Annotated in this window: 25 protein-coding genes; 17 read left to right on the top strand and 8 right to left on the bottom strand. The window is 56.8% G+C overall.

The window, feature by feature from the left end; all coding sequences use genetic code 11:
• Nucleotides 1-147: 147 nt before the first annotated feature.
• Nucleotides 148-546: a Z-ring associated protein ZapG gene (zapG, locus tag FND52_RS11750; protein ID WP_002437469.1), complete on the bottom strand. Its 399-nt coding sequence runs from the start codon at nt 544-546 to the stop codon at nt 148-150.
• A 195-nt stretch (nt 547-741) separates the two neighbouring features.
• Between zapG and zapE the strand changes: the two genes are divergently transcribed.
• From zapE to sspB, 5 genes are all read left to right on the top strand, one after another.
• On the top strand, nt 742-1,866 hold the full coding sequence (gene zapE, locus FND52_RS11745) for a cell division protein ZapE (RefSeq protein WP_144130970.1): 1,125 nt from the start codon (nt 742-744) through the stop codon (nt 1,864-1,866).
• Between the two features lie 243 nt (nt 1,867-2,109).
• A complete protein-coding gene (gene rplM / locus FND52_RS11735) occupies nt 2,110-2,538 on the top strand; it encodes a 50S ribosomal protein L13 (protein ID WP_002437467.1) in 429 nt (142 codons plus the stop codon).
• 15 nt (nt 2,539-2,553) lie between these two features.
• A complete protein-coding gene (gene rpsI, locus FND52_RS11730) occupies nt 2,554-2,946 on the top strand; it encodes a 30S ribosomal protein S9 (RefSeq protein WP_002437466.1) in 393 nt (130 codons plus the stop codon).
• A 313-nt stretch (nt 2,947-3,259) separates the two neighbouring features.
• Nucleotides 3,260-3,901, top strand: coding sequence for a stringent starvation protein SspA (sspA, locus tag FND52_RS11725; RefSeq protein ID WP_125293005.1), 642 nt, complete (start codon nt 3,260-3,262; stop codon nt 3,899-3,901).
• A 5-nt stretch (nt 3,902-3,906) separates the two neighbouring features.
• A complete protein-coding gene (sspB, locus tag FND52_RS11720) occupies nt 3,907-4,398 on the top strand; it encodes a ClpXP protease specificity-enhancing factor (protein WP_125293006.1) in 492 nt (163 codons plus the stop codon).
• Nucleotides 4,399-4,451: 53 nt separating this feature from the next.
• On the opposite strand, the gene yjgA is transcribed toward sspB, so the two are convergent.
• A complete protein-coding gene (gene yjgA, locus FND52_RS11715) occupies nt 4,452-5,003 on the bottom strand; it encodes a ribosome biogenesis factor YjgA (protein ID WP_144130968.1) in 552 nt (183 codons plus the stop codon).
• A 106-nt stretch (nt 5,004-5,109) separates the two neighbouring features.
• Between yjgA and pmbA the strand changes: the two genes are divergently transcribed.
• The 11 genes from pmbA (at nt 5,110) to FND52_RS11660 (ending at nt 14,627) form a co-directional block, all read left to right on the top strand.
• The gene (pmbA, locus tag FND52_RS11710) at nt 5,110-6,462 is read left to right on the top strand and encodes a metalloprotease PmbA (RefSeq protein ID WP_125293008.1); all 1,353 of its coding nucleotides are present in this window, start codon (nt 5,110-5,112) and stop codon (nt 6,460-6,462) included.
• 56 nt (nt 6,463-6,518) lie between these two features.
• Nucleotides 6,519-6,905: a cytochrome b562 gene (gene cybC / locus FND52_RS11705; protein WP_144130966.1), complete on the top strand. Its 387-nt coding sequence runs from the start codon at nt 6,519-6,521 to the stop codon at nt 6,903-6,905.
• 308 nt (nt 6,906-7,213) lie between these two features.
• Nucleotides 7,214-7,552: a glycine dehydrogenase gene (locus FND52_RS11700; RefSeq protein WP_167509351.1), complete on the top strand. Its 339-nt coding sequence runs from the start codon at nt 7,214-7,216 to the stop codon at nt 7,550-7,552.
• Nucleotides 7,553-7,562: 10 nt separating this feature from the next.
• On the top strand, nt 7,563-7,925 hold the full coding sequence (locus FND52_RS11695) for an SFCGS family glycine-rich protein (RefSeq protein ID WP_125293013.1): 363 nt from the start codon (nt 7,563-7,565) through the stop codon (nt 7,923-7,925).
• Between the two features lie 2 nt (nt 7,926-7,927).
• Nucleotides 7,928-8,227: a DUF4312 family protein gene (locus FND52_RS11690; protein ID WP_125293014.1), complete on the top strand. Its 300-nt coding sequence runs from the start codon at nt 7,928-7,930 to the stop codon at nt 8,225-8,227.
• A gap of 23 nt (nt 8,228-8,250) precedes the next feature.
• On the top strand, nt 8,251-9,027 hold the full coding sequence (locus FND52_RS11685; protein WP_125293015.1) for a DUF4311 domain-containing protein: 777 nt from the start codon (nt 8,251-8,253) through the stop codon (nt 9,025-9,027).
• Between the two features lie 11 nt (nt 9,028-9,038).
• Nucleotides 9,039-9,683 carry a DUF4310 family protein gene (locus tag FND52_RS11680; protein WP_144130964.1) on the top strand — a complete coding sequence of 215 codons (645 nt, stop codon included), beginning with the start codon at nt 9,039-9,041 and terminating at the stop codon, nt 9,681-9,683.
• Between the two features lie 44 nt (nt 9,684-9,727).
• Nucleotides 9,728-10,861 carry an amidohydrolase/deacetylase family metallohydrolase gene (locus FND52_RS11675; RefSeq protein WP_144130962.1) on the top strand — a complete coding sequence of 378 codons (1,134 nt, stop codon included), beginning with the start codon at nt 9,728-9,730 and terminating at the stop codon, nt 10,859-10,861.
• Entirely contained in the window at nt 10,845-11,963 is a 1,119-nt protein-coding gene (locus FND52_RS11670; RefSeq protein WP_144130960.1) for a DgaE family pyridoxal phosphate-dependent ammonia lyase, read from the top strand. The genes FND52_RS11675 and FND52_RS11670 overlap by 17 nt, the downstream gene beginning before the upstream one ends.
• Nucleotides 11,960-12,700 carry a 2-dehydro-3-deoxy-phosphogluconate aldolase gene (gene dagF, locus FND52_RS11665; protein ID WP_144130958.1) on the top strand — a complete coding sequence of 247 codons (741 nt, stop codon included), beginning with the start codon at nt 11,960-11,962 and terminating at the stop codon, nt 12,698-12,700. Before FND52_RS11670 ends, dagF begins: the two co-directional genes overlap by 4 nt.
• A gap of 16 nt (nt 12,701-12,716) precedes the next feature.
• Nucleotides 12,717-14,627 carry a BglG family transcription antiterminator gene (locus tag FND52_RS11660; protein ID WP_125293020.1) on the top strand — a complete coding sequence of 637 codons (1,911 nt, stop codon included), beginning with the start codon at nt 12,717-12,719 and terminating at the stop codon, nt 14,625-14,627.
• Between the two features lie 33 nt (nt 14,628-14,660).
• Here the strand turns inward: FND52_RS11660 and nrdG are convergent, their stop codons facing one another.
• The 5 genes from nrdG to treR form a co-directional block, all read right to left on the bottom strand.
• Nucleotides 14,661-15,125, bottom strand: coding sequence for an anaerobic ribonucleoside-triphosphate reductase-activating protein (nrdG, locus tag FND52_RS11655; protein WP_125293021.1), 465 nt, complete (start codon nt 15,123-15,125; stop codon nt 14,661-14,663).
• Nucleotides 15,125-17,263 (bottom strand): anaerobic ribonucleoside-triphosphate reductase, encoded by a 2,139-nt coding sequence (nrdD, locus tag FND52_RS11650; RefSeq protein WP_125293022.1) that lies wholly within the window; start codon nt 17,261-17,263, stop codon nt 15,125-15,127. The genes nrdG and nrdD overlap by 1 nt, the downstream gene beginning before the upstream one ends.
• A gap of 378 nt (nt 17,264-17,641) precedes the next feature.
• Nucleotides 17,642-19,300 (bottom strand): alpha,alpha-phosphotrehalase, encoded by a 1,659-nt coding sequence (gene treC, locus FND52_RS11645; RefSeq protein WP_144130956.1) that lies wholly within the window; start codon nt 19,298-19,300, stop codon nt 17,642-17,644.
• Nucleotides 19,301-19,339: 39 nt separating this feature from the next.
• Nucleotides 19,340-20,758 carry a PTS trehalose transporter subunit IIBC gene (gene treB / locus FND52_RS11640; protein ID WP_167509352.1) on the bottom strand — a complete coding sequence of 473 codons (1,419 nt, stop codon included), beginning with the start codon at nt 20,756-20,758 and terminating at the stop codon, nt 19,340-19,342.
• Between the two features lie 132 nt (nt 20,759-20,890).
• Complete coding sequence (gene treR, locus FND52_RS11635) at nt 20,891-21,838, bottom strand: trehalose operon repressor TreR (RefSeq protein WP_125293024.1); 948 nt, start codon at nt 21,836-21,838, stop codon at nt 20,891-20,893.
• 376 nt (nt 21,839-22,214) lie between these two features.
• Between treR and mgtA the strand changes: the two genes are divergently transcribed.
• Nucleotides 22,215-24,926, top strand: coding sequence for a magnesium-translocating P-type ATPase (gene mgtA / locus FND52_RS11630; RefSeq protein WP_425277906.1), 2,712 nt, complete (start codon nt 22,215-22,217; stop codon nt 24,924-24,926).
• A gap of 19 nt (nt 24,927-24,945) precedes the next feature.
• Here mgtA and FND52_RS11625 read toward each other — a convergent pair whose 3' ends face one another.
• A complete protein-coding gene (locus tag FND52_RS11625) occupies nt 24,946-25,800 on the bottom strand; it encodes a helix-turn-helix transcriptional regulator (RefSeq protein WP_125293026.1) in 855 nt (284 codons plus the stop codon).
• Nucleotides 25,801-25,857: the final 57 nt, after the last annotated feature.

Genomic DNA, 25,857 nt, shown 5'->3' with positions numbered 1-25,857 from the left:
AATGTCACCCAAAACGTGTCGATGTTATTGAATTCCCGAACGGGTAACAATGGAGACATTGTTTCGATTGATATCCTTTACTATACGTCAGGCACAAAAAAACAGGGCGCGAATATCGCGCCCTGAGGAAAAAATGCTGTGTAGCGATTAATCGCGTTTCGCGCCGTTGCGCAGTAGACCGGATGCGCCTTCGGAATAATCGCGCGGCATCTGCACCGGGGCCTGATCGTTACCGGCTTCGGACTCTGCCAGGCGATTGCGGAACGGGTTGGACTCCGCTGACATTTCCGGCAGCAGGCTGCTGGAGCTTTTCGCCATGTGCTGATACAGCTGGCGATAGTCGTGGGCCATGTTGTCCAGCAGTTCGGCGCTGCGGGCGAAATGGCTCACCAGTTCTTCGCGGTACTCTTCCAGTTCCGCCTTGTTTTTTTCCAGCTCGTACTGGAGGGCCTGTTGCTGACGTAATTTACGATTACCAAAGCGCATTGCGACGGCACCGACGATGATACCGACCACTAACCCAATTAGCGCGTATTCCCAGGTCATGAACATCTCCCGTTGTATTGTGTTTCCGTAGGGTAAGCATAGCGAGGTCTGCCTCACCTTCGCCCAATAATGCCACTATAACCGCTAACGGTGCAGAAGTGGAATCCTGGAGGCGCATCGCGTAGTGTAGTACGGCCTTTTTTTCGCCAGCCGTGATCTACGGCAAACCGATTTTCAAGGAATAACAACAACATCATGCAAAACCTTTCCCCCACATCGCGTTATCTTCAGGCACTTCAGGATAAATCCCATCAACCTGATGACGTCCAGCGCGAGGCGGTCAACCGCCTCGACGCCATCTATCAGGAACTGACGGCGAAGCGTGCCGAGCCGCCGCAGGAGCAGGGGCTGAAAGCCGCGTTCAGCAAACTGCTGGGCAAGCGCCCGAGCGCGCCGCCAGCGCCGGTACGCGGCTTATATATGTGGGGCGGCGTCGGGCGCGGAAAAACCTGGCTGATGGACATGTTCTACCAAAGCCTGCCGGGGGAGCGTAAGCAGCGTCTCCATTTCCACCGCTTTATGCTGCACGTGCATGAAGAGCTGGGGCAGTTGCAGGGAAAAACCGACCCGCTGGAGATCATCGCCGATCGGTTTAAAGCCAAAACCGATGTGCTGTGCTTTGACGAATTTTTTGTCTCCGATATCACCGACGCCATGCTGCTGGGCGGCTTAATGAAAGCGCTGTTCAACCGGGGCATTACCCTGGTGGCGACCTCTAACATTCCGCCGGACGAGCTGTATCGTAACGGTTTGCAGCGCGCCCGATTCTTACCGGCGATAGAAGCCATCAAACAGTATTGCGATGTAATGAACGTTGACGCGGGTATTGATTACCGCCTGCGCACCCTGACCCAGGCGCACCTGTGGCTTACGCCGCTTAACGACGAGACGCGCCAGCAGATGGATATACTTTGGCGCGCGCTGGCGGGCGGCACGCGGGCCAACGCCCCGACGCTGGAAATTAATCATCGTCCGCTAGCGACGCTGGGCGTCGAAAACCAAACCCTGGCGGTGAGTTTCGAGACGCTGTGCGTCGAGGCGCGCAGCCAGCACGATTACATCGAACTGTCGCGCCAGTTTCACACCGTGATGCTGCATGACGTGGCGGTGATGACGCCACTGATGGAAAGCGAAGCCCGGCGGTTTATCGCGCTGGTGGATGAGTTTTACGAACGCCACGTTAAGCTGGTGGTTTCCGCTGCCGCGCCGATGTTTGAAATCTATCGCGGCGAGCGGCTGAAATTCGAGTTCCAGCGCTGCCTGTCGCGGCTTCAGGAAATGCAGAGCGAGGAATACCTCAAACGCGAGCATATGCCGTAACAATGCCGGGTGCGCGGGGCGGAAATCCTGCTTTTGTTCACAAAAAGTGGTCGATCTTTGAGGGCGACTTCTCTATAATCCTGCGACCCCACGTTACAAGAAGGTTTTTTTCCCAAAACTTTCTCTGCGCCGGCATAGGCTATTCGAAGGGGTAGGTTTGCTGGACAATGTCGTGTGAACCTCAACTGACTAAACGTTTGGGTGTTCACCAACGTGTAACTTATTTATTTGGGTAAGCTTTTAATGAAAACTTTTACAGCTAAACCAGAAACCGTAAAACGCGACTGGTATGTTGTTGACGCGACCGGTAAAACTCTGGGCCGTCTGGCTACTGAACTGGCTCGTCGCCTGCGCGGTAAGCATAAAGCGGAATACACTCCGCACGTTGATACCGGTGACTACATCATCGTTCTGAACGCAGAAAAAGTTGCTGTAACCGGCAACAAGCGTTCTGACAAAATGTACTACCACCACACCGGCCACATCGGTGGTATCAAAGAAGCGACCTTTGAAGAGATGATTGCCCGCCGTCCTGAGCGTGTGATTGAAATCGCGGTTAAAGGCATGCTGCCAAAAGGCCCGCTGGGTCGTGCTATGTACCGTAAACTGAAAGTTTACGCGGGTAACGAGCACAACCACGCGGCACAGCAACCGCAAGTTCTGGACATCTAATCGGGATTATAGGCAATGGCTGAAAATCAATACTACGGCACTGGTCGCCGCAAAAGTTCCGCTGCTCGTGTTTTCATCAAACCGGGTAACGGCAAAATCGTTATCAACCAACGTTCTCTGGAACAGTACTTTGGCCGTGAAACTGCCCGCATGGTAGTTCGTCAGCCGCTGGAACTGGTCGACATGGTTGAGAAACTGGATCTGTACATCACTGTTAAAGGTGGTGGTATCTCTGGTCAGGCTGGTGCGATCCGTCACGGTATCACCCGCGCTCTGATGGAGTACGATGAGTCTCTGCGTTCTGAACTGCGTAAAGCTGGCTTCGTTACTCGTGACGCTCGTCAGGTTGAACGTAAGAAAGTCGGCCTGCGTAAAGCACGTCGTCGTCCGCAGTACTCCAAACGTTAATTCTTTTCTGCTTGCAGAATCGAATGGCGAAAAAACCCGGTCCTGTACCGGGTTTTTTTATGGCTATTTATCTGGAAAAAGCCTAAATCACTGGTGTGGCATTACTTTTAAGGCAAATCCCGCATCCCCTCACCACAAAGCCCTCAAAATCTGGTAAACTATCATCCAATTTTCTGCCCAAATGCTGGTAACTGTTCACATTTTGGTCTGAGCACGGGCTGCGATGTCAGTTCGGCAGGGAAGGGTAACCCATAAAGGCTGGCCGCCGTTGCGGCTGGTAGCAGTATTTTTCTGAATATACCTGGAGGTTTTCATGGCTGTCGCTGCCAACAAACGTTCGGTAATGACGCTGTTTTCTGGTCCTACTGATATCTATAGCCATCAGGTTCGTATCGTCCTGGCAGAGAAGGGTGTCAGTTTTGAAATTGAGCATGTGGACGCCGATAACGTTCCGCAGGATCTGATCGACCTCAACCCGAATCAAAGCGTTCCGACCCTGGTAGACCGTGAACTGACGTTGTGGGAATCCCGCATCATCATGGAATACCTTGATGAGCGTTTCCCTCATCCTCCGCTGATGCCGGTTTACCCGGTGGCGCGCGGTGAAAGCCGTCTCTACATGCATCGTATCGAAAAAGACTGGTACAGCCTGATGGAGGTGGTGGTTAACGGTTCCGCGCAGGAAGCTGATAACGCGCGTAAACAACTGCGTGAAGAGCTGCTGGCGATTGCCCCGGTATTTGGTCAAAAACCTTACTTCCTGAGCGATGAATTCAGCCTGGTGGACTGTTACCTGGCCCCGCTGCTGTGGCGTTTGCCGCAACTGGGCATCGAGCTGGCGGGCGCAGGCTCTAAAGAGCTGAAGGGCTATATGACCCGCGTATTCGAGCGCGACTCCTTCCTCGCTTCCCTGACGGAAGCCGAGCGCGAAATGCGTCTGCAAACCCGGGGCTAAACCGAATGGATATGTCGCAACTTTCTCCACGTCGTCCGTATCTGCTGCGAGCCTTCTATGAATGGCTGCTGGATAACCAGCTCACGCCGCACCTGGTCGTGGATGTGACGTTGCCGGGCGTTAACGTGCCGATGGAATACGCGCGTGACGGTCAAATCGTGCTGAACATCGCGCCGCGCGCGGTGGGCAATCTGGAGCTGGCCAACGACGAAGTGCGTTTTAACGCGCGTTTCGGCGGCGTGCCGCGCCAGGTATATGTTCCGCTGGCGGCGGTGCTGGCGATTTATGCACGTGAAAACGGCGCAGGCACCATGTTTGAGCCGGAATCCGCTTATGATGAAGAAGCGTCCAGCTTAAACGATGATGATTCAGGCATGGCGGAAAATGAAACCGTGATGTCGGTTATCGACGGCGACAAACCCGATCATGAAGACGATTCGCCGGATGACGATCCGCCGCCGCGCGGTGGCCGTCCGTCGCTACGCGTTGTGAAGTAAAAAAAGCCAGGGCGCAAACCCTGGCTTTTTTATGTCTGAAAACAACGCTGCGTTTATGGCTGCTCTTCAGCCAGCTCGCGCAGGTACTGGAAAATCAGGCGCGCGGATTTCGGCGGCTTATTGCCCTCTTTTTCTTTCTTCGCGTTGCGGATCAGCGAGCGCAGCTGTTGGCGATCGGCCTGCGGCCACAGTTTCAGCACTTCCGGCACCGCGTCATCGCCTTCTTCAATCAGGCGATCGCGCAGCATCTCCAGCTTATGAAACAGCGCAACTTGCTGGTTATGGCGGTTTTTGAGCTTATCAAGCGCCTGACGAATAGGATCGACATCGCGGTTACGCAACATTTTACCGATAAGCTGAAGCTGGCGGCGGCGACCCTCTTTTTTGATTTTCTGCGCCAGCTCGATGGCGGCACGCAGTTCCTCATCCAGCGGGATTTTATCCAGCGCGTTTTTACCCAGCTCAACCATCTCAAGGCCGAGGCGCTTTAACTCTTCGGCGTCGCGTTTAATCTCGCTTTTACTGACCCAGATAATTTCATCATCGTCATCTTCGTTTTCATTATCGGGCACGTCGTCGAGCCAGTCTTCGGGCTGCTTTGTCATTTCAGGCTCCTTAAAAAAAGAGGCTAATACTATCAGTAATGGCGCGCACTGCGAAATGGTTCTCTGTTAGACTCACTTAAGACGTTTCGAATTATCACCTTACATTATGGCACTCGCGATGAAAGTAATCACACAAGTTGAAGCGCAGCGCAAAACGCTGGAACAGGCTGTCTCTCAGGCGCTGGAGCTCGCTGCCGGTAAAGCCGACGGTGCGGAAGTGGCGGTCAGTAAAACCACCGGCATCAGCGTCAGTACCCGCTACGGTGAAGTGGAAAACGTAGAATTTAACAGCGATGGCGCGTTGGGCATTACGGTTTATCACCAGAACCGCAAGGGCAGCGCCTCGTCCACCGATTTAAGCCCCGACGCCATTGCCCGCACCGTGCAGGCGGCGCTGGATATCGCCCGCTACACCTCGCCGGACCCGTGCGCAGGCGTGGCGGATAAAGAGCTGCTGGCATTCGACGCCCCGGACCTGGATCTGTTCCACCCGGCGGAAGTCGACGCCGATCGCGCCATCGAACTGGCGGCGCGCGCCGAAGAAGTGGCGCTTAAAGCCGATAAACGCATCACCAATACCGAAGGCGGCAGCTTTAACAGCCACTACGGCATCAAAGTGTTCGGCAACAGCCACGGCATGCTGCAAAGCTACTGTTCAACCCGCCACTCGCTCTCCAGCTGCGTGATTGCCGAGCAGGACGGCGATATGGAGCGCGATTACGCCTATACCATTGGCCGCGCCATAGAAGACTTACGTTCGCCGGAGTGGGTGGGCGAAGAGTGCGCCCAGCGCGTTTTATCACGCCTGGCACCGCGCAAGCTTTCCACCATGAAGGCACCGGTGATTTTCGCCCGTGAAGTGGCCACCGGCCTGTTTGGTCACCTGGTGGGCGCGATTGCAGGCGGCGCGGTGTATCGCAAATCCACCTTCCTGCTGGATTCGCTGGGTAAACAAATTCTGCCGGACTGGCTGACTATTGAAGAGCATCCGCATCTGCTGAAAGGGCTGGCCTCCACGCCGTTCGACAGCGAAGGCGTACGCACCGAGCGTCGCGATATCATTAAAGACGGCGTGCTCCAGCAGTGGCTGCTGACCAACTACTCGGCGCGCAAACTGGGCTTAACCAGCACCGGCCATGCGGGCGGCATCCACAACTGGCGCATCAACGGGCGCGGTTTAGGCTTTGATGAGCTGCTGAAAGAGATGGGCACCGGCCTGGTGGTCACTGAACTGATGGGCCAGGGCGTCAGCGGCATCACCGGAGATTACTCCCGCGGCGCTGCTGGTTTCTGGGTGGAAAATGGCGTGATCCAGTACCCGGTGAGTGAAATCACCATCGCCGGGAACCTGAAAGACATGTGGCGCAATATGGTCACCATTGGCGACGATATCGAAACGCGCAGCAATATTCAGTGTGGTTCGGTATTACTGCCGGAGATGAAAATCGCCGGTCAGTGATATCAAAATGGGCGCGAGGCATCGCGCCTTTTTTATAACTAAAAAAAGGTGACCTAATGCGTAAGCAACTGATTGCAATGTTAGCCGTGTCGTCCGTGTTATTCAGTGCCGCCGGTCTGGCGAAGGATCTTGAAGATGATATGGATATCCTCAACGACAATCTCAAAATCGTGCAAAAAACGGAAAATGCCGGTGAGATGAAAACCGCGCTGACCACGATGCGCGCCGCCGCACTGGATGCGCAAAAGGGCACGCCGCCGAAGCTGGAAGACAAAGCGCCGGACAGCCCGGAAATGAAAGATTTCCGCCATGGATTACAGACGCTGGTCGGGCAAATCGACGGTGCGCTGAAGCTGGCGAATGAAGGGAAAATCAAAGAAGCGCAGGCGGCAGCTGAAGAGTTTAAAACCACCCGCAACGCCTATCACAAGAAGTACCGTTAATCGCTTTCCCGCTGGCGGGGGACGCCTGGCTCCCGCTTTCCCTGCACGTTTCGCCATAAGTAAATCCAATCCCTGTCACAAATCTTGCTTTCAATTCCCAGCTTGATTGTCGGTTTCCTTGACGGTTTTTGTCGTTTTCCCGCGATACCCATCACAGATTTCCAGCGATAACTCGGCAATCCCGCCTTTTCTGTGGAACAGATCACTCTCACCCCCCGCCTTTCCACTTCGAAGTGGAAAACAACTCGCTACAAACTCTTAACCCCAGTCGTTACTTTTACCCCAGAGCCATTAACGGGGTAACGCGAGTGAATAACGGAGCAGTAATCAACGACGGGGGAGCGCAGGCGATGCAGATCGGCGATCTGGCCGAGCGCATGCTGGCGCAGGTGTATGCCTTACTCCGCCATCACCAGATCATTCCCAATGCGGTCCAGCAACAGATGCTGACGTCGCACGTTCGCGCCATGGCGCACCGGTCGGTAACCGGCGAGCCGTTGCCGGAAGTGGATGCCAGTTTGTTTGACGAAATTTCTGCCGAGTCGATGGCGCTTGCCCGTGAGGTAGTCGCCGCGTTTGGCAATCTTCCCGATGAAGAGGCCTGGCTGCTGTCGGTGCATTTCGAAGTCGCGAAAGACAACCTTTAAGGAGCAAAGAATGGAACAGATTACAGTCGTGATTGGCGATCGTCTGGGTAAAGGCCAGAAAGTGGCGGCAGGCGTAGAAAAAGCCGGTGGCCGGGCGGTAGTGGTGCCGGGCGTGGCGGCGGATATGAAACTGGGCGACGTAATGAAAGCGGAAAACGCCACCTTTGGCATTTCGTTTTGCGGCAGCGGCGGCGCGGGTGCCATCACCGCGCAGACCAAATACGGCTACAAAGCCAAATACGGCATGCGCTCGGTGGATGAGGGCGTCACCGCCATCAACGAAGGCTGCAATGTGCTGGGGTTCGGCTTTATGGATAAAGAAGAGCTGGGCGAGCGTCTGGTGCAGGCGTGGCAAAAGAAACACGGCGTCTGAGTATGAAAGAGCAATTCACCACCACGGTGAGAGTCTCCGGCAAAGGCGAAGCCAAAGCGCGCGCCTTTGCCGATGCCCTGAACCACGTTCAGGCAGCGGTGATGAAAGCCTCGCCGCATATCTTACTGCGTATTGAGCCACAGGATGTGCAGGTTGTTCAAGCGCGTGAAACGGTGCGTAAAGAAGCCTTTCTGTTCTTCTTTTTGCGCCGGGAACGACGCACGTACAGCGTGGAGCTGGATGTGACCGTCAACGTGACAGCCATCAATCTCGACAAGGTGGATTTCGTCGCGCAACGCTGATTCTGACTAAAAAGGGCAGACTAATGTTCCTGATAATATTAATAAAATCGCTCATTATCGGCGGCCTGGTTGGCGTCGGCGTGGGCGCTGGGGCTGCACGCATGTTTCATGCGCCTACCACACAGGGTATGGGCGCGTTTCGTACTTTGGGGGAACTGAACTCCTGTGAAGGGGATCCGGCTTCTCACTTCTCCTTCGGTCTGGGCTTCTTCTTCAACGCCTGGGCATCGTCGGTGGCGGCGGGCTCGTTCACCCAGGACGTCGATCACCGCATCATTCCTAACTGGGGTGCGGCGGCGCTGATGGTGAAAAACCGCAACGTCGGCGAAACCCTGCACGATCCAAAAAAAATGGCCATCGCCTGCGGCGTTATCGGCATGATCGTGGTGACTTTCCTCAACCTTACCGCCTCTTCGGTTCCGGAAGCGTTGCAGGTTACCGCCGTGAAGGTGCTGGTGCCTGCGGCTAACCTGCTGGTCAACACCGTGATGCCGGTGATCTTCTGGCTGGCGGCCATCGACGCCGGTAAGAAATCCGGTTTCTGGGCCACCGTGTTCGGCGGCGCAGCGCAGCTGATCATGGGCAACGCCGTTCCCGGCCTGGTGTTAGGCATCCTGATCGGTAAAGGCGTGGAAGAGAGCGGCTGGAACCACGTCACCAAAGTGATGATGGTCGCCATCGTGCTGCTGTTCGTGCTGAGCGGATTCTTCCGTGGCTTCGACATGAAGATGATCGAATCCTTCCATATGACCGTGCCGAACTGGCTCGAACTGATCCACAACTCGCTGAGCGGCAAATAACGGAGGCCACAATGGAACAGAATAAAGGTTTTTGGTTTGCCGACTGGTCGTTCCCGATCTTCGTTGGCCTGCTCTCTTCCGGCGTGTTTGCCGGGACGCACATGTACTACCTGTACGGCATCGGTGCGTTTAACGAAGTGGCGTTCGTGGCGATGCTGAAAGCGGGTATCGATACCGGTTCGTATGGCGCGGTGGCGGCATTTGGCGCGAGCTTCCTGTTTGCCCGCATTATCGAAGGTTCCCTGGTCGGGATCCTGGATATCGGCGGGGCGATCCAGACCGGCGTGGGCCTCGGCGTTCCGGCACTGCTGCTGGGCGCGGGTATTGTCTTCCCGGTAGAAAACTTTATCGCCTCCCTGGTTACCGGTCTGGCGATTGGCCTGGCGATTGGTTATGTCATCATCCTGGCGCGTAAGTTCACCATCAACCAGAGCGATTCCACCTACGGGGCGGACGTGATGATGGGGGCCGGTAACGCCTCGGGCCGCTTCCTCGGGCCGTTGATTATCCTCAGCGCCATGACCGCGTCGATTCCTATCGGCATCGGTTCGCTGGTTGGCGCGCTGCTGTTTTACATCTGGCAGAAACCGATCACCGGCGGCGCGATCCTCGGCGCGATGATTCTGGGTTCGATCTTCCCGATTGCAATCAGTTAAAACCTGAGCGGGCGTGCAAGCGCCCGCGTTCACAGGAGAGAGACATGTTTGATTTACTCCTGCGCCGTGCCCGTCTGGTCGACGATACGGTTTGTGATATCGCCATCAAGGACGGCAAAATAGCCGCCCTCGGTGAGATAAACGACCCGGCGGTGAAAACCGTCGATCTCCAGGGCGAGTGTTACGTCAGCGCCGGCTGGATTGATTCGCACGTGCACTGTTATCCAGAATCGCCGATTTATCACGACCAGCCGGACAGCATCGGCATTGCCACCGGCGTCACCACCGTGATTGATGCCGGCAGCACCGGTGCCGATGATATCGACGACTTTTATACCCTGACCCGCGACGCCGCCACCGAGGTTTACGCCCTGCTGAACATCTCCCGCGTCGGCCTGATCGCCCAGAACGAACTGGCGAACATGGCTAATATCGATAGCGAGGCGGTGAAGCAGGCGGTCAAACGCCATCCTGATTTTATCGTCGGCCTGAAAGCGCGCATGAGCAGCAGCGTGGTGGGCGATAACGGCATTACGCCGCTGGAACGCGCCAAAGCGATGCAGCAGGAGAACGGCGATTTGCCGCTAATGGTACACATCGGCAACAACCCGCCGGATCTGGATGAGATCGCCGAGCGCCTGACGGCGGGCGACATCATTACCCACTGCTACAACGGCAAACCGAACCGTATTTTGACGCCGGACGGAGAGCTGCGCGCGTCCGTGACCCGGGCAATCCAGCGCGGCGTGCGTCTCGACGTCGGCCACGGCACCGCCAGCCTCAGCTTTGCGGTGGCAAAACGCGCCATCAGCTTAGGCATTCTGCCGCACACCATCAGCTCGGATATCTATTGCCGCAACCGCATCAACGGGCCGGTCTATTCGCTGGCTAACGTGATGTCGAAATTTCTCGCTATCGGGATGTCGCTGCCGCAGGTCATCGACTGCGTAACGGCCAACGTCGCCGACGGCCTGAATCTGAAAACCAAAGGGCGGCTCCAGCCGGGTCTGGATGCCGACCTCACCCTCTTTACGCTACAGCGCCAGCCGACGCTGCTGGTGGATGCAGAAAACGACAGCTTACAGGCTGAGAAACTGCTGGTGCCGCTTGCCGCCGTTCGTGCGGGCAAGGGCTATATGACCGAACAAGGGAGCGCGGAACATGTCTTCGATTTTTGAGAAATACCAGTTAAAACAGGTGATTAATACCTCAGGCCGCATGACCGCGCTGGGCGTGTCCACGCCGCGCCCGGAAGTGGTGGAGGTGGCGATGGCAGGCATGAACCAGTACTTCGAAATGAAAGATCTGGTGAACAAGACCGGCGATTACATCGCGAAGCTGCTGGATGTGGAAGGCGCGACCGTGGTCTCCTGCGCCTCGGCGGGGATCGCCCAGTCGGTGGCGGCGGTACTGGTTCAGGACAGCGACTGGCTGCTGGAAAACCTGCACGTCACGCCCATCGAGAATAACGAAATCGTGCTGCCGAAGGGCCATAACGTCAACTTCGGTGCGCCGGTCGGCACCATGGTGGCGCTGGGCGGCGGCAAACTGGTGGAAGCGGGCTATGCCAACGAATGCTCCGCCGCGCAGCTGGCAGCGGCGATCACCCCGCGCACCGCAGCCATTCTCTACATCAAATCCCACCACTGCGTGCAAAAAAGCATGCTCAGCGTGGAGCAGGCGGTGGTCGTGGCCCGCAAACATAACCTGCCGCTGATCGTCGACGCGGCGGCGGAAGAAGATCTGCAATGCTACTACCGCGCGGGCGCGGACCTGGTGATCTACAGCGGCGCGAAAGCCATTGAAGGACCGACCAGCGGGCTGGTGATCGGCAAAACCCAGTACGTCGAGTGGGTAAAACGCCAGACGGCGGGCATTGGCCGGGCAATGAAAGTCGGCAAAGAGGGCATTCTTGGCCTGACCTGCGCCATTGAGCTTTACCTGCATGCTCAGAAAGAGAGCGGGGCGGAGATGGTGGAAAAAATGACGCCGTTTATCGACGCGCTGAATACGCTTAACGGCGTGAGCGCTCGCGTGGTGTGGGACAGCGCCGGACGCGATATCGCCCGTACCGAAATCAAGTTTGATGAAGCCGTGACCGGCGTGGCGACCGGCGAGCTGGTGGAAGCGCTGAAGCAGGGCGAGTACGCGATTTACTTCCGTGGCTACAAAGCGAACGAAGGGATTATCGAAGCCGACGTGCGCAGCGTGGATCGCGCGCAGCTGGAGATTGTGGCACGCCGCATTAGCGAAGTGATTAACCCGGAGAAAACCGCATGAAACTGACCCCCAACTTTTATCGCGATCGCGTCTGCCTGAACGTGCTGGCAGGCTCTAAAGACAACGCCCGCGAAATCTATCAAGCGGCGGAAGGCCATGTGCTGGTGGGCGTGCTCTCCAAAAATTACCCGGACGTCGCCAGCGCGGTGGCGGATATGCGTGAATACGCGGCGCTTATTGACAACGCGCTGTCGGTTGGACTCGGCGCGGGCGATCCCAACCAGTCGGCGATGGTGAGCGAAATCTCCCGTCAGGTTCAGCCGCAACACGTCAACCAGGTGTTTACCGGCGTGGCCACCAGCCGCGCGCTGCTGGGCCAGAACGACACGGTAGTCAACGGTCTGGTGTCGCCGACCGGTACGCCGGGCCAGGTGAAAATCTCCACCGGCCCGCTCAGCAGTCAAGCGGCGGACGGCATTGTGCCCATCGACACCGCTATTGCCCTGTTGAAAGACATGGGCGGCAGCTCGATTAAATATTTCCCGATGGGCGGCCTGGCGTGCCGCGACGAGTACCGGGCGGTGGCGGAAGCCTGCGCCCGTAACAACTTCTGGCTGGAGCCTACCGGCGGCATCGATTTAGAGAACTTTGGCGAGATTTTGCAGATTGCTCTGGATGCGGGCGTCTCAAGAATCATTCCTCACATCTATAGTTCGATTATTGATAAGGTGAGCGGAAACACCCGCCCGGACGATGTGCGCCAGCTGCTGGCCATCACCCGGGCGTGCGTAGGCTAATAGCGAGGAGAGTGACGTGCGATTCCCCAACCAACGTTTAGCGCAACTGTTTGATATGTTGCAAAACGAAACGCTGCCGCAGGATGAACTGGCGCAGCGGTTGTCGGTTTCCACGCGTACCGTCCGCGCCGATATCACTGCGCTGAATGCCTTACTGACTCAGCATGGCGCGCAGTTCGTGCTGAGCCGGGGTAACGGCTATCAGCTGAGAATCGATGATTCGGCGAGCTATCAGATCCTGCAAACCCAGCAGCCGACCGCGCTGCGCATTCCGCGTACCAGCCAGGAGCGGGTACACTATCTGATGGTGCGTTTCCTGACCTCGGCGTTTTCCATCAAGCTGGAAGATTTGGCTGATGAATGGTTCGTCAGCCGCGCCACGCTGCAAAACGACATGGCGGAAGTGCGCGAATGGTTGCGGCGCTACCAGCTGACGCTGGAGACGCGGCCCCGTCACGGCATGAAGCTGTTTGGCAGCGAAATGGCGATCCGCGCCTGTCTCACCGATCTGCTGTGGACGCTGGCCCAGCAGGATCCGGCTCATCCGCTGGTCACCGAAGAGGCGTTGAACGCGGGGATGCCGGAACGGTTACAGCCGATCCTACAGGAAATATTCAGCCGCTTTCATATCCGTCTAACCGATGAAGGCGAGCTGTTTTTACGCCTGTACTGTGCGGTGGCGGTGCGGCGCATCGGCGAAGGCTATCCGCTGTCGGAATTTACTGGCGAAGAGGTGGCGGAACCGGTATGCCATGCGGCGCGCGAGCTGGCAGGCGTACTGCAACGGCTGGCGGAAAAACCGCTGTCGGCTTTTGAAGAGAACTGGTTAAAAGTGCATATCGCCGCGCGCCAGGTGCAGGAGATCGCGCCCAGTACCATTAACGCCGATGATGAAGAGGCGCTGGTCAATTACATCCTCAATTTCATCAACACTCAGTACAACTACAATCTGCTGAATGACCAGCAGTTGCATGCCGACATGCTTACCCATGTCAAAACCATGATCACCCGGGTGCGCTATCAAATCATGATCCCTAATCCGCTGCTGGATAACATCAAGCAGCACTATCCGATGGCGTGGGATATGACGCTGGCGGCGGTGTCGGGCTGGGTGAAATACACGCCGTACACCATCAGCGAAAACGAAATCGGTTTTCTGGTGCTGCACGTCGGCGTCGGGCTGGAGCGCAGCTACAACATTGATTATCAGCGCCAGCCGCGCGTACTGCTGGTATGTGATGCCGGTAACGCCATGGTGCGGATGATCGAAGCGGTGATGGCGCGCAAATATCCGCAGATCGACATCACCCGCACCCTGACGCTGCGCGACTATGAGCAGCGAGAGAGCATCAGTGAAGACTTCGTGATTTCCACCGCGCGCATCAGTGAAAAAGACAAGCCGGTGGTGCAGATTGCGCCGTTCCCTACCGACTATCAGCTGGAGCAAATCGGCAAGCTGGTGCTGGTGGATCGCACCCGTCCGTGGATGCTGAACAAATATTTCGACGCCGCCCATTTCCGCATTATCGAAGGCGCGATGGACCAGCAGACGCTGTTCAAAACGCTGTGCGACCAGTTGCAGGACGAAGGTTTTGTTGACGGCGAGTTTCTCGACTCGGTGATCGAGCGTGAGGCCATCGTCAGCACCCTGCTGGGTGACAGTATCGCGCTTCCCCACGCCCTGGGGCTGTTAGCGAAAAAAACCGTGGTCTATACCGTGCTGGCTCCCCAGGGGATCGCCTGGGGCGACGAAACGGCGCACGTGATCTTTTTACTCGCTATCAGTAAAAGCGAGTACGAAGAAGCGATGGCGATTTACGATATTTTTGTCACTTTCCTGCGGGAGCGCGCCATGACGCGGCTGTGCGGATGCTGCAACTTTGCGGAATTTAAGGCGGTGGCGATGGAGTGCGTAAGCCGTTTTTAGCAGCGGGAAGCGTCTGCCGCCCGCTGTCATACTTTAACGCAGGTGATGGACCACCTGATTGCTACTGCCGCGCCAGATCAGCGCCGGGTCTTTGAGATCTTGCACAAACTTGCCGTCCACCAGCACGTTGATCAGATCGACCACCTGCATCTGGTCGGCATTCAGTTCTTCCAGCTTATAGCCGGTCCATAGCCAGATATCTTTACCCGGACACTCGGCGCGGATGCGCTGCACCAGCGCCAGAATATCCGGCACGTTTTGCGGATGCAGCGGATCGCCGCCGGATAGCGAGATCCCCTGGCGGGGGATCCGCGTGTCGTTGAGATCGCTGATGATCCGATCTTCCATCTCACGGGTGAACGGCTGGCCTGAATTCAGCCGCCAGGTGCTTTTGTTGTAGCACCCGGGGCATTCATGGACGCACCCCGAAACAAACAGGGTACAGCGCGTGCCGGGCCCGTTGACGATGTCGACCGGGTAATACTGATGGAAATTCATTAACCTAACTGCCCATTCCCTAAATGCTTCACGCGGCGCTTCACTTCTTCCTGCTTGCCGGCGTTGAACGGACGCGCATCCGGGCTGCCCAGGTAGCCGCAAACGCGACGGGTCACCGACACGCGGGCCGCATCGTGGTTGCCGCATTTCGGGCAGGTAAAGCCTTTGCTGGTGCATTCGAACTCACCGGTGTAGCCGCATTCGTAGCACTCGTCGATCGGGGTGTTGGTTCCGTAATACGGCACGTGCTGATAGCTGTAATCCCAGACGTCTTCCAGCGCTTTCAGGTTGTGCTGAATATTCGGGTATTCGCCGTAGCAGATGAACCCGCCGCTGGCTAACGGCGGATAGGGCGCTTCAAAGTCGATCTTGTCGTACGGGTTAACCTTCTTCTCCACGTCGAGGTGGAAGCTGTTGGTGTAGTAGCCTTTATCGGTCACGCCTGGCACCACGCCGAAATCGGCGGTATCAAGACGGCAGAAGCGGTCGCACAGGTTTTCGCTCGGGGTGCTGTAGAGGCTGAAACCGTAGCCGGTCTCCTCTTTCCAGCGGTCTACCGCGCTGCGCAGGTGCTGAATGATTTCCACCGCTTTCGCGCGCAGCGCGGCGCTGTCGTACACGTGCTCGTTGCCAAACAGCGCGTTGATGGTTTCGTGGATGCCGATATAGCCCAGCGAAATCGACGCGCGACCATTTTTAAAGATTTCCGACACGTCATCATCTGCTTTCAGACGCACGCCGCAGGCGCCTTCCATATACAGGATTGGCGCGACGCGGGCTTTGACGCCTTCCAGACGGGCGATACGGGTCATCAGCGCTTTACGCGCCAGTACCAGCCGCTCATCCAGCAGGGCCCAGAACGCGGCTTCATCGCCTTTGGCTTCCAGTGCGATACGCGGCAGGTTCAGGCTGATCACGCCGAGGTTGTTGCGTCCGTCGTGGATCTGCTCGCCGTTTTCGTTTTCATACACGCCCAGGAAGCTGCGGCAGCCCATCGGGGTTTTGAACGAGCCGGTGACTTTCACCACCTGGTCGTAGTTAAGAATGTCCGGGTACATGCGCTTGCTGGCGCATTCAAGGGCCAGCTGCTTGATGTCATAGTTGGCGTCGCCAAATTTATGGTTCAGCCCGTCGCGAATAGCGAACACCAGTTTCGGGAACACGGCGGTTTTGCGGTTTTTGCCCAGCCCGGCGATACGGTTACGCAGGATTGAAGTCTGGATGAGACGTGATTCCCAGCTGGTGCCGAGGCCAAAACCAAAGGTCACGAACGGCGTCTGGCCGTTGGCGGTATGCAGCGTGTTGACTTCGTATTCCAGCGACTGGAACGCGTCGTAGCACTCTTTTTCGGTGCGGGAACGGGCGTAGCCGTCGGCATCCGGGATCTGCCACTCTTCAGCCACCTTACGGTGTTTTTCCAGGCTGGCGGTAACAAACGGGGCCAGCACTTCGTCGATACGGTTAATAGTGGTGCCGCCGTAAATATGGCTGGCGACCTGGGCGATAATCTGCGCGGTCACGGCGGTGGCGGTGGAGATGGATTTCGGCGGCTCGATTTCCGCGTTGCCCATCTTAAAGCCCTGGGTCAGCATGCCTTTCAGGTCGATCAGCATGCAGTTGAACATTGGGAAAAACGGCGAGTAGTCCAGATCGTGATAGTGGATATCCCCACGCTCGTGCGCCTGCACCACATCGCGCGGCAGCAGGTGCTGGCGGGCATAGTGTTTGGCGACAATCCCGGCCAGCAGATCGCGTTGGGTCGGAATGACTTTGCTGTCTTTGTTGGCGTTTTCGTTAAGCAAAGCCGAGTTGGTTTGTTCCACCAGGCCGCGAATTTCCTGGTTCAGGCGGCCACGCTTTTCGCGAGAAATATCGCGATCGTGGCGGTATTCAATGTAGGCGCGCGCCAGCTGCTTGTAGTTGCCGGCCATCAGCTGGTTTTCCACGGCGGTTTGAATTTCGCCGATATCCACCTGGCTGCGACCCTCCATCTGGGCACTGACAATTTCTGCGACGGTGGCGCAGTAATCTGCGTCATCGACTCCCGCAGCTTTAGCGGCACGAAGAATCGCTTCTCTGATGCGCTCTGACTTGAAAGGTACTTTGCACCCATCGCGTTTCATCACATGCGGTGTCATGATCACTCCATATTAAAGAACAGGTTATCCACAGAGGCACAGAGACAGATAGGGCGCATTTTCATTATTGCGTTCATAGACATCCCTGAATCTGGCCGTTTTTATCCACAGCGTACCGCTGAACTCGCTACCTGGATACGCCGTAATAATAGTCGATTAATACAATATATAGCGGCAGGGCGCATTTTAAATACTATATGTAGTGATTTGCATCAAAGATGTTTGAGTTTTCTTTGATGTAGGACAAGGTAAATTTCTCGTAGCAGCAATGATGGGCAATGAACCAAAAGCGAGGGATTTGATTTAAGATTTTTTTATCAGAATCAACAAGGAAACGCATAAAAAATGACCGGAACGGGAGAGTTCCGGTCGCTGAGACTATTTCTGAATCCAGTATACGGCTTCAAACGGGCGCAGGGTGGTTTCCGTGGGCGTGAGGCTGGCGTCCGGATAGTTGCTCATCAGCACTTCCCAGTTACCGTCGGCTTTTTCCGGCATCCACCATTGATTTTCCCGGCTCAGGTTCGCCACCACTATCAACTGCTGGCCCTGCCATTCACGGCGGTAGCACCATAAATAAGGGTGATCCGGCAGTAAATCGTGATAGTTGCCCCAGGTGAATATCGGCCATGCTTTCCGCAGGCGAATCAACTCGCGATAGGCATGGAATACCGAATCCGGGTCCGCCTGCGCGCGTTCGGCGTTGATGGTATCGAAGTTATCGCACAGGCCAATCCACGGTTTGCCGTGGGTAAAGCCCGCATTTTCGCTGGAGTCCCACTGCATCGGCGTGCGGCTGTTATCGCGCGATTTTGCCGCGAGGATTGCCAGCAGCTCTTCGGGTTTGCGCCCCTGAGCGCGCAGCTCGGCGAACATATTGTGGCTTTCCACATCGCGATAATCGGTGATGCGCGCAAAATGCGGGTTGGTCATCCCCAGTTCTTCGCCCTGGTAGATATAGGGCGTACCCTGCATCCCGTGCAGCACCATCGCCAGCATTTTCGCCGCCGGGACGCGCAGTTCGCCTTCATCGCCGAAGCGCGACACGATGCGCGGCTGATCGTGGTTGCACCAGAACAGCGCGTTCCAGGCGATGTTGTGCATCCCCTGCTGCCAGTGGCGGAAAATGGCCTTTAGCGCCACATAGTCCGGGGCCGCCAGCGTCCATTTTAGCCCGCCGGGGTAGTCCACTTTCAGGTGATGAAAGTTAAAGGTCATCGACAGCTCGCCGCCATCCAGCGCGGCGTATTGCTGGCAGTGCGCCAGGGTGGTAGAGGACATCTCGCCCACGGTCATCAGGCCGCGCGGGATAAACACATCCCGGCTGAACTCCTGCAAGAATTCGTGGATGCGCGGGCCGTCGGTATAAAAGCAGCGTCCGTCGCCGCCGTCCACATCGTCGGTGAAATCCTGAGATTTGGAGACCAGGTTTATCACATCGAGCCGCAAACCATCCACGCCGCGATCGGCCCAGAACTCGCACACTTTTTTTAACTCGGCGCGCACCTGCGGGTTTTCCCAGTTGAGATCCGCCTGCTCCGGCGCGAACAGATGCAGATAGTACTGGCCGCTTTCCGCATGCCAGCGCCAGGCGCTGCCGCCAAACTTCGAGCGCCAGTTGGTGGGGCACACATCCGGCGTGCCGTCGCGCCAGATATAAAACTGGCGATACGGGCTTTGCGGCTTAACCGCCTGGTGAAACCAGTCATGCTGGGTCGATGTATGGTTAAACACCATATCGAGAATAATGCGAATGCCCCGATCGTGGGCTTCGGCCACCAGCCGGTCAAAATCATCCAGGGTGCCGTAGGTCGGATCGATGGCGGTGTAGTTCGCCACGTCATACCCGTTGTCCACCTGGGGCGAGATATAGAACGGCGTCAGCCAGATGGCGTCCACGCCGAGGGTTTTCAGATAGTCGAGCCGCCGGGTGACACCGGCTAAATCGCCGGTGCCGCTGCCAGTGGTGTCCTGAAAGCTCTTTGGATAAATTTGATAAATAACCCCGTGTTGCCACCAGGGAGGCGTCGCTGTCATAACCTTACCTGCTTAAGTTGAAAGAACCCGGAACCTGAATTACACGACTAACAATGTGCCCTGACGAAATTTGCGACGGTAAAGCACCGTGGTCAGAACAATGGGGATGACGATGGCGATCAGCATCGCCAGGCTAAACACTTCCCAGTAGCGCGGCTGAATCGACAGGATGCCCGGCAGGCCGCCGACGCCGATACCGTTGGCCATTACGCCGCTTAACCCGCACAGTAGCCCGGCCAGGCCGGAGCCGATCATGGCGCACAGCATCGGGAAGCGGTATTTCAGGTTGATCCCGTACATGGCGGGTTCCGTCACGCCGAGAAAGGCTGAAATCGCCGCCGGGACCGAAATCTCCCGCTCATTGTGTTTCCGGCTGACGATAATAATGCCCACCACCGCAGACGCCTGGGCGATGTTGGACAGCGCAATCAGCGGCCAGACCGGCGTACCGCCGAGGCTCTGGATCATCTGCATATCAATAGCCAGCGTAGTCTGGTGGACCCCGGTGATCACCAGCGGCGCATACAGGAAGCCAAACAGCGCCGCGCCAATCGGGGCGAAACTGCCGGTCATCAGGTGACGCACCGCCCAGGCGACACCGTCGCCAATCATGCGGCCAAACGGGCCGATGAATGCGTGGGCCAGGAACACCGCCAGAATCAGCGAACACACCGGCACGACAACCAAGTATAGATAATCGGGTACGATGCGTTTCAGGCGGGTTTCGATAAACCCGAGCGCCAGGCCCGCCAGCAGAGCCGGGATCACCTGGGCCTGATAGCCAACTTTGGCGATGGTAAACAGCCCGAAGTTCCACACTTCCGGCACCTGGGTACCCAACAGATAGGCGTTCATCAATTGCGGAGAGACCAGGGTCACGCCGAGCACAATCCCGAGGATCGGCGTACCGCCCATTTTGCGCACCGCCGACCAGCAAATCCCCACCGGCAGATAGAAGAAGATCGCTTCGCCGATCAGCCACAGGAAGTCATAGATGGCTTGCAGCGACGGATGCATTTGCGCCAGGGTCTGGCCATTGCTCATCGGCACATCGCCAATCACATTACGAAAGCCGAGGATCAAACCGCCGCTGATCAGCGCGGGCAGCAGCGGGAAGAAGATCTCCGCAAAATGCGAGATCAACTGTTCGTGCCATTTCATATTGGCGCGCGCCGCCTGTTTGGCCTGCTCTTTATTCGCCGAACTGTGACCGCTGGTGGCGATCAGCGCCTGGTAGTAATCCCCGACGTTGGTGCCGATCACCACCTGGAACTGCCCGGCGTTGGTGAAACAGCCTTTTACCATCGGCAGGGTTTCAATGGTTTTGGGATCGGCTTTTGCCGGATTGTTCAGCACAAAGCGCAGGCGGGTAATGCAGTGAGTCACCGTGGCGATATTGTCGCGGCCACCCACTAATTCGATCAGACGATCGATTTCCTGTTGTTTAACTTTGCTCATCATGGAGCCTCATGGTGCAGGGAAACGGAAACGGTAAGAACTGATGGCAAGGGTAAACATTGTTGAGTTTCGGGAAAATGGGAACGTTCCCGAAACGAAGCCGCGATCACACAAAATCGACGATCTGGCGGTTTAGATCAGCGAAGAGGGGATGACGATCTGCTGGGGATCGCTGCTCTGGTTGATCTGGGCGATCAGCTGTAATGCGGCCTGACGTCCGGCTTCGGCATAACCGGGATCGACGGTGATGATCTCCGGGTGCAGGAACTTCAGCAGCGGCGTGTTGCCGACGCTGGCAAGCTGGATGGGCTTCGCGTGATGCTGCTGTAAAAACTTGCTTGCGCCGATAGCCAGGGTATCCGTGGCGCACACCAGCGCGGTAGTGTCGTCATGCAGCACGTCGGCCACGCGTTCGTAGCCCTGTTTCATCGCCAGGCCCGGCAACACGGCGTGGGGCGTGAGATGATGGGCGTCGCAAAAAGCCAGATAGGCGTGATGGCGGCGCATCCCGGTGGTGACATCGCTGTGCGGTACGCCGAGATAGCTGATATGGCGGTGGCCCTGCTGATATAAACGCTGCATCAATATCTGGATCGCGCCTTCATCGTCGTAACACACCGAGGTGAACCCCGCCGCGTCCCGCGCCATCAGCACCAGCATTGAACGCCACGGCGCAAGCAGCGCTTCATCAATGCCGGTAAATCCAAACAGGATCACCCCGTCGATATTGCGCTGGCGCAGAATGCGCAGATGCTCTTCCACCCGCGCCGGTGAGAACTGGCTTTCCATCATGATCGGGTCGTAGCCCTGCTCATACAGGCAGGGGAGCATGGTCTGGACGGCGAGGTTTTCAGACAGGGAATCCAGACGGGTGACGATGATCGCCACCACTTTATCGCTCTGGCCGCGCATGGCGCGCGCGGAGCGGGAAGGGGAAAACCCCTGCTGGCGCATCACCGCCTCGACGCGCTCGCGGGTGCGCTCGCTGACGCCGCTCTCATTATTCAGCACGCGCGATACGGTGGATTTGCCCACGCCGCTTAAGCGCGCAATGTCTTTAATGGTCAGCCGGTTTTGCATCCCTGTTGCCTGTTATGGTTAGAGAAAGTAGACAAATGACCTTAATGCTAACCAACCGCGGCACAATGAGCAAAATCTGGTTTACGTTTGGTTTATGTCACAGGCGCTATAGTGACGGCGCTCAACATTCACCGTGTGGATTAAACACGCACGTATCTTTTGATTTTACCGGAGGCTCCATGGATCCCGATCCCACCCCGCTTCCCTTAACGGGAACTCTGTTCCGGTAAAGCTCGCTTTTTAGCTGCTGCTTTACCGGATGCGTAAGGCAGTGGCGCAACGTCGTCCCTGCAAAAATTTGTGCCTGCCAGGCGGCTTTGCCGTGCCGGCAGCCCAGCAGCGCCTCAGGACTGAGGCGTAGAGGGACTTTTTTATGCTGTTTAAAAACTTCACCCGGCAGCTGCTCGCGCAGCTGAACCGTCATCTTCCGCGCCGTCTGGTGCAGCGCGACCCGCTGCCGGAAGGCAACGTATGGCGTCAGGAAACCCCGCCCGCGACCTTAACCGAGCAGTGCCTGGCAGTGTCGCGCATGAGCGAAACCGAGCTGTGGCGCGTTTATTCCAGCCATCCGGAAGGGTTAAACTCCCGGGAGGTGGAGGATGCACGCGAGCAATTTGGGCCGAACCAGATCCCGGCGCAGCGCCCTGCGCCCTGGTATTTACATCTGTGGAACTGCTATCGCAACCCGTTCAACCTGTTGCTGACGGCGCTGGGCATTCTGTCCTACGCCACCGAAGACGACCTGTTCGGCGCGGGGATTATCGCGCTGATGGTGGGCATCTCGACGCTGCTGAACTTCATTCAGGAAGCGCGCTCCACCAAAGCGGCGGACGCGCTGAAAGCCATGGTCAGCAACACCGCCACCGTGCTTCGGGTAGTGAATGACAAGGGCGAATGCCAGTGGGTGGAATTGCCCATCGACCAGCTGGTGCCGGGAGATATCGTCAAGCTGGCTGCGGGCGATATGATCCCCGCCGATCTGCGGATCATCAAAGCGCGGGATCTGTTTATCGCCCAGGCGTCATTGACCGGCGAATCCCTGCCGGTGGAAAAACAGGCTCAGACCCGCGATCCCGATCAGAAAAACCCGCTTGAGTGCGACAACCTGTGCTTTATGGGTACCACCGTGGTTAGCGGCACCGCCCAGGCGATGGTAATCGCCACCGGCGGCAACACCTGGTTCGGGCAACTGGCCGGGCGCGTGAACCAGCAGGAGAGCGAGCCGAACGCCTTCCAGCAGGGCATCAGCCGCGTCAGTATGTTGCTGATCCGCTTTATGCTGGTGATGGTGCCGATAGTGCTGATGATTAACGGCTTCACCAAAGGCGACTGGTGGGAAGCGGCGCTGTTCGCGCTGTCGGTGGCGGTGGGCTTAACCCCGGAAATGCTGCCGATGATTGTCACCTCTACCCTGGCGCGCGGCGCGGTGAAGCTGTCAAAACAAAAGGTGATCGTTAAGCATCTGGACGCGATTCAGAACTTCGGTGCCATGGATATCCTGTGCACCGATAAAACCGGGACGCTTACCCAGGACAAAATCGCCCTGGAGAACCATACCGACGTGTTTGGCCGCGTCAGCCAGCGGGTGCTGCGCAGCGCGTGGCTCAACAGCCATTATCAAACCGGGCTGAAAAACCTGCTGGATACCGCGGTGCTGGAAGGCGTGGATGCACCGGAAGCGCTGGAGCTGTCGGCGCGCTGGCGCAAAGTGGATGAAATCCCGTTTGATTTCGATCGCCGCCGTATGTCGGTGGTGGTAGCGGAAAACGACGACGCCCATCTTGTGATCTGCAAAGGCGCGCTACAGGAGATCCTCGACGTCTGCACGCTGGTGCGCCACGGCGAGGAGATCGTGCCGCTGTGCGACACCATGCTGCAACGCATCCGCAAAGTCACCGATAACCTGAACCGCCAGGGGCTGCGCGTAGTGGCCGTCGCCAGTAAAGCGCTGCCTGCCAGAAGCGAGGACTATGGCCGGGTGGATGAATCGGATCTGATCCTCGAAGGCTACATTGCGTTCCTCGATCCGCCGAAGGAAACCACCGCACCGGCGCTAAAAGCGCTGAAAGAGAGCGGGATCACCGTGAAGATCCTGACCGGCGACAGCGAGCTGGTGGCCGCCAAAGTGTGTCATGAAGTGGGGCTAAATCCGGGCCGACCGGTGGTCGGCAGCGAAATCGAAGCGTTAAACGATGCCGAGCTGGCGCAGCTGGCGTTACGCACCACGCTGTTTGCCCGCCTGACGCCGCTGCATAAAGAGCGCATCGTGCGGCTACTGCGCGCGGAAGGACACGTGGTGGGCTTTATGGGTGACGGCATTAACGACGCGCCCGCGCTGCGGGCGGCGGACATCGGCATCTCGGTGGACGGCGCGGTGGATATTGCGCGCGAAGCGGCGGATATCATCCTGCTGGAAAAGAGCCTGATGGTGCTGGAAGAGGGCGTGATCGAAGGGCGTCGCACCTTCGCCAACATGCTCAAGTACATCAAAATGACCGCCAGCTCTAACTTCGGTAACGTATTCAGCGTGCTGGTCGCGAGCGCCTTCCTGCCGTTCCTGCCGATGCTGCCGATCCACTTACTGATCCAGAACCTGCTGTACGATGTGTCTCAGGTGGCGATCCCGTTTGATAATGTCGATGACGATCAGATCGAGAAACCGCAGCGCTGGAATCCGGCAGATCTTGGTCGCTTTATGATCTTCTTCGGGCCGATCAGCTCTATCTTCGATATCCTGACGTTCTGCGTAATGTGGTGGGTGTTCCAGGCCAACGTGCCGGAAGCGCAAACCCTGTTCCAGTCCGGCTGGTTTGTGGTGGGCCTGCTGTCCCAGACCTTAATCGTGCATATGATCCGTACCCGTCGGGTGCCGTTTATCCAGAGCCGCGCCGCCTGGCCGCTACTGGTGATGACGCTGATTATCATGGTGGTGGGTATCGCGTTGCCGTTCTCGCCGCTGGCACCGTATCTGCAACTTCAGGCGCTACCGTTGAGCTACTTCCCGTGGCTGGCGGGGATTTTGTTGGGATATATGACGCTGACGCAGCTGGTGAAAGGGTTTTATGTCCGCCGGTATGGGTGGCAGTAATAACAAAAATTAACGCCGTTCACTTCATGATGGCGGATGGCGACACGTTGAACCGGCGTTTAAATGCCTTACTGAAGTGAAAGGCATCAAAAAAATTCAGCATATCCGCGACTTTCCCAACGGTCTGCCCCTCCTGCTTCAGCAGCGAGTGGGCAAGATCGAGCCGGGCGTCGAGATAGTACTCTTTCGGCGTTTTGCCGGTGTAGCGCAGAAAAAGACGCCGCAGATACTGTTCGCTGCACTGCATTTTCAGCGCCATCTCAGCCACACTCCAGTTTTTCTGTAAGTCGCTGTGTAATACCGACAGTAATTTTTCAATCTGAATCAGTAACGCGTCTTTTTTGCCATTCTCGGAAATAAGGCATATCCACTGGTATATCATTTTGGTTAAGAAGGCGACCGCCAGATTGTTTTTTAATGGCTCTCGCTCGGTAATCATTAAGGCAACTTCGGAAAGTTCCTGATTAAATATTTCTCCGTTATAAATTATTCCGGTCTGCAATATCGGAATTTCCATGACGCTGGTGGGAATAAACTCCATCCAGTATTGTTCCCACAGCAGACCGGCACAATAATAAGACTGAATATCCATTGGCTTAAGAAAAATGATGCAGTTGCCGTTCAGCGTTATTTCCTGCCCATTCTTTAGCAACAGTTTGCCGCAGCCTTGCAGGGTGTAGATTGCCACCCAGGAGTTGGGAATTAACGGCTTTTTCTTATCTCTTGGCCAGATCACCTGATAACTTTCATCGGCCAGGGTGTGCCACAGCGATATTAATGAAATTCCGCTGGAGATCACATTTTCTTCAATAACCAGCGGAATATTGTAGGTGGTTTCGTTTTTTACATTCGAAACATCACTTTTTCCATTCATTTTATTTCACCCGCAATCAATTATCAGCCCGCAAGATAATGGGGATCATAACCCTGG

Origin of the sequence: Atlantibacter subterraneus, assembly GCF_007570865.1 — a bacterium.
Classification (GTDB): Bacteria; Pseudomonadota; Gammaproteobacteria; order Enterobacterales; family Enterobacteriaceae; genus Atlantibacter; species Atlantibacter subterraneus.
This window is presented reverse-complemented; position numbering and strand designations above follow the sequence as displayed.